The organism is Dehalococcoidales bacterium, assembly GCA_035529395.1.
Classification (GTDB): Bacteria; Chloroflexota; Dehalococcoidia; order Dehalococcoidales; family Fen-1064; genus DUES01.
Genome location: DATKWT010000097.1, coordinates 1 through 13111 on the forward strand (window position 1 = coordinate 1; position 13111 = coordinate 13111).

Sequence of the window (13111 nt, forward strand, 5' to 3'; positions counted from 1 at the left end):
AGTTGCTGAGAAGCATAGGAGTATATTCTTAAAGCCACGTTAGACAAAACGAGCTTCTGTGAAATGTCAATCAGATGACATACCTGCAAAAACAATACGATCTTTGCCAAATCTTGCGGGAGTAATGTCAACGGCCGATAAATATTACTAACTTATTGAGGTGAATCCCCTTAAACTGGCACTTCCCGCCAAATGCACTATATTTATTATTATGCCGACCATATATATTAGCTTTTGTCACTGAACTTGTCATTCCTTAACAAATAGCCATCGCTAACTTCTTCCCAGAATATCAGCCTCTTCCTATACATTTCTGTAAAACGGAAGGTATAAGTCATCTTTCCGTCAAGGTCGGAGGTTGGCTTGTTCTGTACATGCATATGCAGATGTGGGTGTGTGCTGTAACCTGAGTTACCGATAAGACCCATAAAAGTGCCCGCTTTGACCCAACAAATTGCTTACAGAAGTCGGAAAAAGAATGGGGGAGCAAAGTTGCTCCCCCATGGTGGTTCCCCGGGGCTTCACTAGTCCTGGGGCTCGGTTATTTCGGCCTTGGTATAGGCTTCGTTCACATACCGTGCCGGATGGCTCTGGGCACTGTAGTCCTTGAGGTCCGATATCTCGCGCATGCTGTCCAGCCGGCCCATCTTCTTCAGGCGCTCGTAAATCATTACCCAGGCACAATCCCGCTCATTACTCGTCTCGCACTTACCATCCTTGTAGCCGCCACAGGGACCGTTGACAAGGCTCTTGGCGCACATCGTTATCGGGCAGATACCTCCGTAGTCGGCCAGCAGGCAATTACCGCAGGCGCGGCACTTCTCCGACCAGTTACCCTCGGCCGTGGTTACGCCGATGAAGCGCGTGTTCAGCGCCGGAATTACCGGTTCCGGCACCAGCATTTCGGCGACGAACTGCACCCCGGCGCCGCAGCCCATAGAGAGAACGGCATCGTATTCCCTGGCCATCTCCAGTATCGGCAGGATATATTCCTCGTCACACTGCCGTTGCACGGTGGCTTCACCAATCTCGATTTCGTTGCCGTCCACTTTTCGCGCCATTCTGAGCTGGCTTGCCAGCAGCCCGACCTCTTTTTCGCCACCGGCGTGGCAGACGCTGACGCAGGTACCACAGCCCAAGATTAGCAGCTTCTTGTAGCTGGCTGTCTTCTCCTTGATTTCTTCGAACGGTTTTCTTTCGGCAACTATCATACTCCCACCTTCTCCTTTCTCAGAGGATTGGGGCCGAGACGTATCGCCCTTTCTGTCATCTCATCACAGGCGGCAGCAAACTTCGGCGCATCGGAGGCACCGATGTTGAACATCTCGATTCGCTCCGGCTCCATCCCGACCTCTTTGAGGAGTTCCTTAGCATGCTTTACTTGTTTTTTAGCCCTCAGATTTCCTTCCAGGAAATGGCAATCGCCTTCCTCTCAGCCGGCGACGAAGGCGGCATCGACTCCGTCTTCAAAGGCTCGCAGCAGGTGGAGTGCGTCTACCTTGCCGGTGCACATCAGCTTGACCACCCGCACGTTGGGGGAGTACTCAAGGCGCATCGAGCCGGCAAGGTCGGCTGCCGAGTAGGCGCAGTAGTGGCAGCAGAAAGCGACTACCTTCGGTTCATAAACCTCTGCCATGTCTGTCTCCTTTTCGCAGTTATGCAGTGCTCAACACGGCCGTCTTGGCCATGACCTGTTCATCTGAGTAGTGCTGTAGTTTGATTGCTTTACGCGGGCACATACTGGCGCAGATGCCGCAACCCTGGCAGGCAGCCGCTTCGATTTCGGCAACACCGTCGGCGTTTATCTTCGGCACATCGAATGGACAAGAGCGGACACAGGTCAGGCAGCCAACACACTTGTCCTGTTCCACCACGGAGACAACGCCGCCCACCATGAGGTAGGCCTGCGAGAGGATGGTTACCGCTCGTGACACGGCGCCCCTTGCCTGTGTGATAGACTCCGAAACGGTCTTGGGCGAGTGAGCAAGTCCGCAGAGGTACATCCCGTCGTTGACAAAGTCCAGTGGCCGCAGTTTCATGTGTGCTTCCATGAAGAACCTGTCCTGCGTGAGCGGCAGCTTTAGTCTGCTGGCGAGTTCCTCGGCGTCGTCGTAGGGCCGTATTGCAGTGCTCAGGGTAAGGTAATCCGGCTCCAGCAGGATGTTGGTCCCCAGAACTGAATCAAAAACTCGTACCGTTAATTTTCCCTGGTCCTCGGTGACTTCGGGCTTCCTGTCCACGTCGTAGCGGATGAAGGTTACTCCCATCTCCCGCGCCTGGCGGTAGAGGAGTTCGTTCATTCCGTAGGTTCGAATATCCCGGTAGAGGACGCAGACCTCGATATCAGGGTTCTCCTCTTTCAGTTTGATGGCGTTGGAGACTGCCTGGGTGCAACAGATGCGACTACAGTACATGTGCCCTTCTTCACGCGAGCCAACGCACTGTATCATTACCACTGAGCGCGCGTTCCGGATGCCCTCGTCGCTCCCGGCAATCCTGCCCTCAAGTTCGAGCTGCGTCAGCACGCGGCCGGACTGACCGTACAGATATTCGGTGGGCTTGTACTCGGTGGCGCCGGTGGCAAGGACGACCACGCCGTGTTCTAACTCGGTGATATCACCGGAGGCGGTGGTGATTTCTGTTACGTAGTTCCCGACATATCCGGAGAAACTCCGGATGTTTGCGCCCTTGTAGACGGTTATCTTCGACTCATTCTCTACCTGGTCTACCAGTGAAGACAGCAGTGCCTGCGGTGATTCGGAGCTACCATGGACATAGTGAATGTTCCGCAAATTGCCACCCAACTCGTTTTCTCTCTCAATCAGTACCGAATCGTACCCCTGCCGGGCGAATTCCACAGCGGCCGTCATTCCCGCCAGGCCACCGCCGATGACCAGTGCCCTTCGCTTCACTTCAGCTTGTGATTGGTATAACGGCTCAAGAGTAACAGCGCGGGCAACTGCCATCTGTACCAGGTCTTTGGCCTTGTCGGTGGCTTCCGGCATGTGCAGAGCGTGCACCCAGGAGCACTGGTCACGGATATTAGCCATCTCAAAGAGGTACTTGTTAAGGCAACCCTCACGTATCGTGTCCTGGAATAGCGGCTCGTGCGTGCGTGGACTGCAGGAGGCAACGACGACACGGTTAAGCTCGTTCTCTTCAATGGCGGCGACTATCTTTCGCTGTGTATCGGCGGAGCAGGTGTAGAGGTTTTCCTCAGCATGCACCACGAATGGCAGTGTGGCAGCGTATTCCGCTACACCAGGGACATCAACCACCCGGGCGATATTGGAACCGCAGCGGCAGACAAAGACGCCGATACGCGGCTCCTGTCCTTTCGTATCTTGCTCCGGGGGATATTCCTTCTCCGTCACCAGCGTGCCACGCGCCCCGGCGATGCCTTCCGAGGCAAGGCAGGCGGCACTGCTGGCGCTCATCACTGATTCAGGGATATCCATCGGGGCGTCAAACGCGCCAGCAACATAGATGCCGTCACGCGAGGTGGCATTCGGGTTGAAGTTATCGGTGAGGCAGAACCCGAACCTGTCCAGCTCAATCCCCAGCGTATCGGCCAGGTCCCGGGTACTTGCCGATGGCTGCAATCCCACCGACAGCACGACCATATCGAACTCTTCCGGTACTTTCTGGCCATCCTCACCAACAGACTCTATGAGTAAGTTCTTGCTCTGCTGTAACTCTTTGACTCCGGAAGGGATACCCCTTACATAACGTATGCCAAACCTGTTCTTGGCTGACTCATAGTATCTCTCGAAACCCTTACCATAGGCCCTGAGGTCATTGTAGAATATCGTGGGTTGGATGGTGCTGTCATGTTCGCGGGCGATTATCGCCTCCTTGGTAGCGTACATGCAGCAGACCGAAGAGCAGTATTCTCGGTCGCAGGTCTCATCCCTCGAACCGACGCACTGTATCCAGGCAACTTTCACCGGGTGCTTGCTGTCGGATGGACGTTGCACCTGACCCTGGTATGGACCCGAGGCAGACAGGATGCGCTCGAATTCCATGGCGGTGACAACATTAGACATGCGACCATAACCATACTCGCTCTTAATGGCGGCATCGAACGGTTCAAAGCCGGGAGCCAGGATTACAGAACCGACTTGAAGCTCGACCTCCTGCTCTGTCTGCTCATGCTCGATGGCTTTGGCCTGGCAAGCGGCGACGCACTGGAGACACTCGCTGCACAAGCCACAGTCAAGGCACCGTTCGGCCTCCGCCAGGGCTTCCTCCTCGGTGAAGGTGGCATCAATCTCATCGAAACTGGATGCCCTCCGCTCCAGGGGTATCCTGCTGGCAACGGTCCTTTTCTTCTTCTCGTGCTTGCCGGTTGGAATCGGTGCTGGCTCCTGTTCCTTGTGGTCCCGGTTCTCGTGGAGGTCAATCCCGTTGAGATAGCGGTCTATGGAGATGGCGGCTTCATGACCGTGCTGGATTGCCTCGACGGCCGATTTCGGCCCGGTGACGCCGTCACCACCGGCAAAGACACCTTCCTCATTAGTGGCCAGTGTCATCTGGTCTACGGAGAGCCAGCCGCCCCGGCTGGTTGTGACACCGGTCTCTTTGGGTAGAACCGACAGCTCGGTGGCCTGTCCGATGGCGATAATCACGGTGTCGCAGTCGATTTCAGTGGTGATATCGTGGTCGTAGGTCGGGCTGAATTTTCCCTCATCATCGAATACCGAGGTGCACTTCTCGAACTCGACTCCGGTCACATGGCCGTCCTTGCCAAGAATCTGCCTGGGACCCCAGCGGTTGACAATCCGGGTACCCTCTTCCTCGGCTTCTTCTATCTCCCAGGAGTGTGCCGGCATTTCCTCCGGTGACTCAAGGCAAACAGCCGTAACCTCAGAGGCTCCGAGCCGGCGTGCCGTTCGAGCGACGTCCATCGCTACATTGCCGCCACCGACGACGACTACCCGCTTACCGAGGCTGACTTCTTTGTCCTCGTTGACGTCTCGCAGGAAGTCAAGGGCAAGCGTGACCTGCGGCAGGTCCACTCCCGGTATCGGCAGGCTGCGGCTTAGCTGAGCCCCGATTGCCAGGTAGATGGACTGGTAGCCCTGCGCTTTCACGTCTTTCAATGAGAAGTTGTCGTTTATCGGGGTATTGAGTCTCAGCTCAATTCCCGTGCTGATAATGTCCTCGATATCGGCGGCCAGGATATCCTTGGGAAGCCGGTACTTGGGGATGGCCGATTGAAGCTGCCCGCCGGGAAGGGAGCTTGCCTCGAAGATGGTAACCGGGTAGCCCAGCTTGACCAGGTCGTGGGCACAGGTAAGTCCCGAAGGCCCGGCGCCAACGACGGCCACCATGGGCTTCGAGGTGTCAATTACGGGTTTTTCTTCGGGTGGAATTTCACCTGAATTTCGTTTCTGCCTGACGATATCGGCGGCAAACCGTTTCAGCGGGGCTATACCTACCGGCTCATCAACCTCGTTACGGTTACAGTTTTGTTCGCAGGGGTGGTGGCAGATTCTACCCAGTACCGCCGGCAATGGTATCCATTGTTTAATATGGTCCAGGGCTTCTAAGTACTTGCCCTTTGAGATAAGGGCCACGTACCCCTGGCCGTTACAACCGGCGGGGCAGCTAAGCTTGCAGGGTGGTCTGGCCGCCTTACTGATAAACATGGCACTGGGGATGGCCTGGGGATAGCGCTTGTGGACGGCCTTACGGGTGGTCAGGCCCTGCTCGAAGTCATCTATCAGGTCTACCGGGCATGCCTCAAGGCAGTCACCACAAGAGCTGCACTTTTCAATGTCGATATAGAGCGGTCGCTTGAGCACCTTTACCTGAAAATCGCCGGCTTCTCCTTCCAGCGACTGCACCTGGGAGTTTGAGAGAATCTCTATGTTGAGGTGCTTGTCGACCTCAATCAGCTTGGGGGATATCATGCACATTGAGCAGTCGTTTGTCGGGAAGGTCTTGTCGAGTTGTGACATCCTGCCACCAATGGCGGTGGTCTCTTCTACAAGGTAGACCTTGAAACCGGAGTTGGCCAGGTCCAGGGCGGACTGCATACCGCAGATGCCTCCGCCGACGACCATCACAGCACCGACTTTCTGCTGGTCGGACTTCTCTTTGCTACCGTTGTTACTCAATACTGCACCTCTCTCAGAGCAAGCCCTTCTGCTTGAGCAGTGGTCTGGGGTCCACTATGTGTCTTGAGAACCATTTCCCGGCCGAGGGGTGTCCGAACGCCAGTCCCATTAACTCCGTGAAATAAAGGATGGGGACGCCATATTTCTTACCTGTCTCTCGCGAGATATCTTCCTGAGCCCTGTCCAGGTTGGACTGGCACATCGGGCACCCGGAAACGATGCAATCCGCTCCGGCCTCCTGAGCCATATCCAGGAGCTTCTGTATCATCTGTTGGGCTACCCGGGGCAGGGTGAGGACATGGCCTGCCCCGCAACAGTCCGTCTTGTATGACCAATCCCGGACATCCGCACCCACTGTTTTCATCAGGTTGTCCATTGATTCCGGGTTGTCCGGGTCGGTGACATCGGTGACTCTGGGGGGCCTGGTGATGAGGCAGCCGTAGTAACAGACAACGCTAAGACCCGCGAGCGGTCTGGTTACTTCTGGTAATATCACGTCTTCGCCAACGTCTTCCCAGAAGAAATCGGCGAGGTGCTTGACCTGAAAGCCGCCCTGGTATTTATCGGCAGCCCCTTCTGTGGTCGTATCGGCCAGTAGCTCTTTCTCTGCCGCTCTCAGCCTTGAATAGCAGGCAGCACAGGGGACGACGAGGTCCATTCCCACCTGGCCGGCCAGCCTGAGGTTCCGCTCGGGTAATGCCAGAGCTAACTCATTACTGGTTGCGTGGGCAGAGGAAGCTCCGCAGCAGTTCCAGTCCTCCAGTTCCGCCAGATTGACCCCGAGTTTCTCGGAGACTGCCTCGGTGGACTCGTTGTACTCCCTGGCGATACCATGAAGGGAGCATCCCGGATAGTATGAAACTTCTACCACTATCCTGTCACCCCCGCTTTCTTAAACATATCTTTTATCTGACGTTTTCCTCGTAGCCTGGGAGGCAAGAGCTTAATCTTTCCGCGGGTGAACATCGCCAGGCCGGTGCTGACCTGTTTGAGAAGGCCGCGAATCCCCTCACTCCTGAGGGTAAAGTCTACTGCCATCTCAGTTTCATGTACCCGGCCGTGTCTCCGAATAGAAGAGAGGAAGGCAGAGTGGAATAGAGGGACGTTTCTCTGTGACGGTTTGACTCCCTCACGCTGTGCCAACTGTCTGAGAGTGTCCATGACACGGGTAATGTTAATGTTGTTGGGGCATCTCGTCGCGCAGGTCTCGCAAGAGGCGCAGACCCATATGGTATCGCTGCGAAGGACTTCGTCGACCAGACCAAGGTGAAGGAGGCGTATTGCAATGTGAGGGACAAGGTCCATGGCGAAGGTTACCGGACATCCATTTGTGCACTTCTCACACTGGAAACAGACGGATATCCGTTCCCCACTCAGCTCCTCAACCATCTTTCGCTGCGACGGGTTGGGTATAATTTCCTGGGGCAATTGCGCAATCGACACGTTCCTACCTCGCCTAATCGCCGGTCACATCAGCGGGCAGATGCCCAGCCTGCGGTGACCAAAGCGGCTTCTTCTCCTGCCTCGGCCTAAAGCCCGGCGGCCTCAAGGACTTCCGGTACTCTCTTTTCCCAGCCGATAGCCATAATATGCACCCCTTGACAGAGGCCTTTCATCTCGTTGATAAGTCGAGCGGCAATCTCAACGCTTGTTTTAGCCCGTTTCTCGGTCTTTTCCATCTCCTCGATGAGCTCGTCGGGGACGTGAATTCCGGCAATGGACTTGTTCATAAACCGCGCCATACCGGCCGACCTGAGGAGTACAATACCCACCATTACCGGCACATTCAGCGGGGCTACGGCCTTCATGAACTCCTCGAGCTTCCTCGTGTCGTATACCGCCTGGGTCTGGAAGAACTGCGCTCCGGCCTTGACCTTTTTCTCCATCTTGATTAACTGAGGTTCCAGGGGCTCGGATTCGGGTGAGACCACAGCACCGAGACAGAACTCGGGCGCTCCTTCAAGATCGTTCCCGGAAAGGTCTTTCCCTCCTTCCAATTGCCTGGCAGCACACAGCAGCGACACAGAATCGAGGTCAAACACTGGCTTCGCCTGAGGGTGGTCACCCAAAGAAACAGAATCACCGGTGAGGCAGAGGACATTAGTAATTCCCAACGTGTAGGCACCGAGTAGGTCTGACTGGAGAGCGATGCGATTACGGTCCCGGCAGGTCATCTGGAAGATGGGTTCCAGACCGCTCTCCTTGAGAAGACGGCAGACGGGTAACGAACCCAGTCTCATTACGGAACTCTGCTGGTCGGTGACGTTCAATGCGTCAACTCTACCGCGCATCAGTTCGGCGATTTCGAGCATTTCCTTTATATCAACACCCTTTGGCGGGCCGATTTCAGTAGTGATGATGAACTTCCCTTGCTCTGCCAACTGGGCGATGTTCATTATGTAGAAGCCTCCTTCTCTCTCCACTCAAGAGCCTGCATTATCGCAGGCTCCAGGTTTTCGGGCGGTCGAATCTTACTATAGTCTTTTGGCGTCAGTATCATGCTCATCCTATCGAGACGCCACAGCTCCTTGAGTCGATTGTATCTGGGGTTTCCCATTTCAACCCACGATGAGGCGCCATGCTCCTCAGCGTCGCTAGCAACATAGTACTTCCATGACACCTGTCTGTCAATCTCCAGTACGGAGTCCTACATTGGTTCACTCCATACCTTGTGCTACCTCTGATGTGGTCGGTCACCACGATTCTGTAAAGGGAGTCACGGATTCTCGTGCCTGGTACCCGGGCGTGAGGTGATGACTCAATAAGGGCACCCCTGTATCTACCAGGTAACAAATCGTCAATTTGTTCACTCTGTCATCTTGCAATATACTATATTTAATCGATCGGTTATATCAGCAACGATTGACATGGAGCATTATGCCCGGTGCTGAAATTGTGACTGATTGAACCGACGATTTGGTAAGATCGGACATCCGACCTCAGGAAGGAGACAAAATGGCAACCCCAGTGCAACCAGAGAATGATGTGAGCTATCAGATCAAGGTGACGCTAAAGGGAAGTAAACCACCGATCTGGAGGCGTCTCCAGGTGCCTGGCGACATCAGCTTGCATAACCTGCACCTAACTGTGCAGGTAGCGATGGGCTGGACTAACTCGCATCTGTATCGTTTTGACATTGAAGGCGAGCAATATGGCGAACCTCACCCAAAGGATAAGTTACATGGTCTGGCAAGGAGGAACTCCAGGACCACCAAACTGAGCAGGGTGGTGCCCATGGGGAAAAGCAAGTTTATCTACGAATACGATTTTGGTGATGGTTGGGAACACCAGATCGTGGTGGAGAAAATTCTGCCGGCGCAAGCTGGGGTGAGTTATCTGGTTTGTATGACAGGGAGACGTGCCTGTCCGCCAGAAGATTGTGGCGGAGTCTGGGGTTATGCGCGTCTGTTAGAACTCTTCTCTGACCCCACCCATGAAGAATACGATGAAATGAGGGAGTGGCTCGGTGGGGACTTTAACCCTGAAGAGTTTGACCTTGAGGGGACCAACGACGCGTTGAAATACTTGGCTGAAGATGATGTTGCATCTAAGTCGAAGGTTAAGATTGGAAGAAACGACCCATGTCCCTGCGACAGTGGGAAGAAATACAAGAAATGCTGTGGGGCAACCAGTAAACCGATATCGCTTCCTGATCGGAGATTGATGGAGCGTAATTTACTATCTATTCAAAAGCTGATGGCAAACCAAAATTTCCAGTCCGCTGACGAGATGAATGCCTATCTTAAACAATTTTCCGGAGTAGGTCGCATTCCCCAATTAAACCCTGAGACTCCATTGGAAGAGGCACAGGAACTTATTTATCAGGCATTGGAAAGCACAGAGAAAAAGGAGCGAATACATCTGGCGATGGAATCCCTCAAGGTATGCGATAATTGTGCCGATGCCTATGTACTTTTAGCGGAAGAGGCTGCTGAAACAATCGAGCAGGCGCGAGATTGGTATCGGAGAGGTATGGACGCAGGCGAGCGTGCTTTGGGACCTGAGGTATTTACCAAAGAGGCGGGTAATTTCTGGGGCATAATTGAGACACGACCATACATGCGGGCTCGTGAAGGGCTGGCTGATTGTCTCTACTCTCTTGGTGAGCATGATGCTGCCATGGAGCACTATCGGGACATACTGCGATTGAATCCCAACGATAACCAGGGTGTTCGTTACAAACTGCTGATCTGCTTGATGGAGACAAATGACATCAACGCTGCCAAGGAGTTGCTCGGGCAGTATCCAGACGAATACTCAGCAGACTGGTTTTTCACGCGGGCGTTAATCGCCTTTATCCAGCACGGTACCGGTCAAGAATCGAATAAACAACTCCGGCAAGCGATGCAGTATAATCCCCACGTTGTTCCTTACTTGCTTGGGCAGAGAAGATTGCCCCGTGCTCTTCCGAATCGAATTGGTTTTGGCGATGAGGATGAAGCTGCATCATATGTTGCCGAATTCGCAGATGTGTGGCTTGGCATCCCTGGTGTGTTGGAGTGGGTGAAGGCAGTAACTCGAGGCAAGAGATAGGTTATGCTCAAGCTCGAAGTTCCCGTCGCAATACAAATCTCGGTGCTTATATACGGGTGCTCTGTCAAACATTCATTTTTAGCCCAAAGTCTTAGACTTGCACAATAAGCCAGAATGTTGCATTGCATTATGAATCCCTGTCCGTGCAGCACATAGTTACAGCAGTTGCGAGGGGAAGTGAGATATAGTAGGAGTAATTACACTAACGCTGTTGACTCTTGACAAACTGTGGTATATATTTGTCTCGAATAGTACATTCAATAGTACACTCAGGGAGGTACAATCATATGGAAAAGACTTCTACTGGATTGGATGAGAACATTGCAGGATTGCTGTGCTATGTTTTGGGATGGATAACCGGGATTATATTCCTCCTGATTGAGCAGGATAACAAGTTTGTTCGCTTCCACGCTACGCAGTCGATTATCGTGTTTGGTATTGTCACCGTTGCTGGTATCATCCTCAGTTTTGTGCCCTTCGTTGGCTGGCTTGTGCCAGCGATCAGCTTCATACTCTGGGTTGTACTTATGGTTAAGGCCTATCAGGGAACAAAATACAAGATACCCTGGGCGGGTAATCTAGCAGAGAAATGGGCTGGCTAATTAGCTTCATAAGCTGTTGGGACGAACCCCTCGGTATACAATTACGACGTAAGCTTCTGTGATTGTTATGCAATAACCACGGCTAACAAAACATCTTATTGTGCAGGGCTACGTAATGTGCCGTCGTTTCCTAACCAACCGCCCGTTTTGTAGGATAATAGTGTGTTTGATTCATACGCCGGTAGAAAAGGCAGCTTGCTCTAGCACTCGGTCGTCAACGAAGATGGGTGCATGTGTCCTGATGCCAATAGCGACCGCCTGAGGAAGCGGACACTTAACCTCTTGGCGGCTATTCTGAAAGACAACCATCAACTCGGCATGGAACACATTATCCTCGAGACGATTGATTACTACTGACTCCAGTCGGGTAAATCTAACGTCGATGCCAGCCGCTGCATCGAGGGTTTCCAAGGGAAGGTCAGAATGTCCTGACTTGGGAGGAATCAACTCTCTTCGGATGATGTCAGCCTGATATGGACCCATGTAGATAGGGAGATAGCGTTCAGCCCCATTCTCTTTTAGAATCAGGGACCACTCATCACTCAACAGGTTGCGTCTCACCGAATCAATAGTAACCTTTGTTGTCAATCAGCGAAATGGGACACTTTTTAAACCGAACACTTTGGCATAATCAGACGGCATTAACAAGCTCCCTGAGGTCTCGGTTGTAGTCTCTGCGGCGATTAATCGTTTGTATTTGCACCTCCTTTCGGCGTTGCAGGATCTGCTCCTTTCTGCCATACAAGACATCGGCAGGCGTCACGTTGCCGAGTGCCTTGTGGTAACGGTGGTAGTTATAGTAGTCGACGAAGTCAGCAATTGCCCTCTCAAGTTGGCCAGGGAGTTCATAAGGGATCTGGTTCACCTCCCGCTTGATGCTCTGGTGATAACGCTCCAGTTTCCCGTTGGTCTGGGGATGGTAGGGTGCTGCCAGGATATGGCTGATGCCCACCAGTAGCAGGTAGTCCCGGAAGGTCCTGGAGACGTAGCCCGCCCCGTTGTCCGAGAGCAGCCTGGTGCGATCCTCGACAGGCACATCGGTCATGCCGGTAGCGTCCACTGCTTCCTGGATCACTTCAATAAGGGAGTTAGCCGACATGTCTTTCTGCAGCTTCCAGGCCAGGATGAACCGGGAGTAGTCGTCCATCACAGTCACCAGGTAATAGTAGCCCCATCCAACCACCCGGAAGTAGGAAGCGTCGGTAGCCCACATCTGGTGTGGCCCCTTGGTCTTGGTATGGTATTCCTTCCCCGCCACGAGCTGCACCTCCAGCCGTTTCACCAGCCCTTCCCTTCTTAGAATGCGGTAAACTGTTGATTCGGATACGGCAAAGCCAGCGTTGTCTGTGATCCAAACAGCCAGTTGCCGGCTGCTGAGCTCAGGAGACTCCCGGGCTATCGCCAGTATCCTGTCTTCTTCTTCCGGAGTGATCCGGTTCCACGGTCTTCCCTTGTATCTTGAGTGGGACTCCAGACCATGGCACTGTCCCTGGCGCCAACGGTAGTATGTGCTCCTGGCTATCCCCAGTTCCGATAGTGCCTGACGCTTACGTCTGGCCACGGTTTCCACCTTGGCCAGGATTACAGCTTTGCCCCCGGCGCTCATGTGGCGTCGCCGTTGTAGCCCTCCACCGGTGGAATAGCCGTTTTTTTAAGACGGTAAACTTCCAGGGAGAGGTCAGCCACCAAGTGCTTGAGATCGGTGTTCTCCCGCTTTATCTGCTCGATCTCCTGGCGAGTGGCATCCCTGACGGTATCCCGTGTTAACCGTTCCTTCCCAGCCTCCATGAAGTCCTTGGTCCAGGCGTAAAAAGCTCCCGGCTTTATCCCTTCCCTGCGGCAGAGATCCCTTAC

At 53.7% G+C, this 13111-nt stretch carries 11 protein-coding genes; 2 read left to right on the top strand and 9 right to left on the bottom strand.

The features are described 5' to 3' along the window. Window positions 1-524: 524 nt before the first annotated feature. From VMW13_06355 to VMW13_06380, 6 genes are all read right to left on the bottom strand, one after another. Window positions 525-1211 (bottom strand): methylenetetrahydrofolate reductase C-terminal domain-containing protein, encoded by a 687-nt coding sequence (locus tag VMW13_06355; protein HUV44434.1) that lies wholly within the window; start codon window positions 1209-1211, stop codon window positions 525-527. Then, the gene (locus VMW13_06360) at window positions 1208-1636 is read right to left on the bottom strand and encodes a hydrogenase iron-sulfur subunit (GenBank protein HUV44435.1); all 429 of its coding nucleotides are present in this window, start codon (window positions 1634-1636) and stop codon (window positions 1208-1210) included. The genes VMW13_06355 and VMW13_06360 overlap by 4 nt, the downstream gene beginning before the upstream one ends. A 19-nt stretch (window positions 1637-1655) precedes the next feature. Continuing rightward, window positions 1656-6122: an FAD-dependent oxidoreductase gene (locus VMW13_06365; protein HUV44436.1), complete on the bottom strand. Its 4467-nt coding sequence runs from the start codon at window positions 6120-6122 to the stop codon at window positions 1656-1658. A 13-nt stretch (window positions 6123-6135) separates the two neighbouring features. After that, complete coding sequence (locus VMW13_06370) at window positions 6136-6993, bottom strand: CoB--CoM heterodisulfide reductase iron-sulfur subunit B family protein (GenBank protein HUV44437.1); 858 nt, start codon at window positions 6991-6993, stop codon at window positions 6136-6138. Then, window positions 6993-7565, bottom strand: coding sequence for a 4Fe-4S dicluster domain-containing protein (locus VMW13_06375; GenBank protein ID HUV44438.1), 573 nt, complete (start codon window positions 7563-7565; stop codon window positions 6993-6995). The genes VMW13_06370 and VMW13_06375 overlap by 1 nt, the downstream gene beginning before the upstream one ends. An 86-nt stretch (window positions 7566-7651) precedes the next feature. Beyond that, complete coding sequence (locus VMW13_06380) at window positions 7652-8545, bottom strand: methylenetetrahydrofolate reductase (GenBank protein ID HUV44439.1); 894 nt, start codon at window positions 8543-8545, stop codon at window positions 7652-7654. 532 nt (window positions 8546-9077) lie between these two features. On the opposite strand from VMW13_06380, the gene VMW13_06385 reads away from it, so the two are divergent. Continuing rightward, window positions 9078-10655, top strand: a complete 1578-nt coding sequence (locus tag VMW13_06385) for a tetratricopeptide repeat protein (GenBank protein ID HUV44440.1) — start codon at window positions 9078-9080, stop codon at window positions 10653-10655. Between the two features lie 287 nt (window positions 10656-10942). Next, window positions 10943-11257, top strand: coding sequence for a DUF4870 domain-containing protein (locus VMW13_06390; GenBank protein HUV44441.1), 315 nt, complete (start codon window positions 10943-10945; stop codon window positions 11255-11257). 171 nt (window positions 11258-11428) lie between these two features. Here the strand turns inward: VMW13_06390 and VMW13_06395 are convergent, their stop codons facing one another. From VMW13_06395 to VMW13_06405, 3 genes are all read right to left on the bottom strand, one after another. Next, a complete protein-coding gene (locus tag VMW13_06395) occupies window positions 11429-11803 on the bottom strand; it encodes a bifunctional nuclease domain-containing protein (GenBank protein HUV44442.1) in 375 nt (124 codons plus the stop codon). An 85-nt stretch (window positions 11804-11888) separates the two neighbouring features. Next, window positions 11889-12818 carry an IS3 family transposase gene (locus VMW13_06400; GenBank protein ID HUV44443.1) on the bottom strand — a complete coding sequence of 310 codons (930 nt, stop codon included), beginning with the start codon at window positions 12816-12818 and terminating at the stop codon, window positions 11889-11891. A gap of 41 nt (window positions 12819-12859) precedes the next feature. Beyond that, window positions 12860-13111, bottom strand: a 252-nt coding sequence (locus tag VMW13_06405; protein ID HUV44444.1) for a transposase, incomplete at its 5' end; no start/stop codon positions are given.

What these genes read in the sequence shown, in the direction of transcription:
- VMW13_06355 (HUV44434.1), bottom strand. Translation starts at nt 1,211, where the DNA reads ATGATAGTTGCCGAAAGAAAACCGTTCGAAGAAATCAAGGAGAAGACA.
- VMW13_06385 (HUV44440.1), top strand. Translation starts at nt 9,078, where the DNA reads ATGGCAACCCCAGTGCAACCAGAGAATGATGTGAGCTATCAGATCAAG.
- VMW13_06390 (HUV44441.1), top strand. Translation starts at nt 10,943, where the DNA reads ATGGAAAAGACTTCTACTGGATTGGATGAGAACATTGCAGGATTGCTG.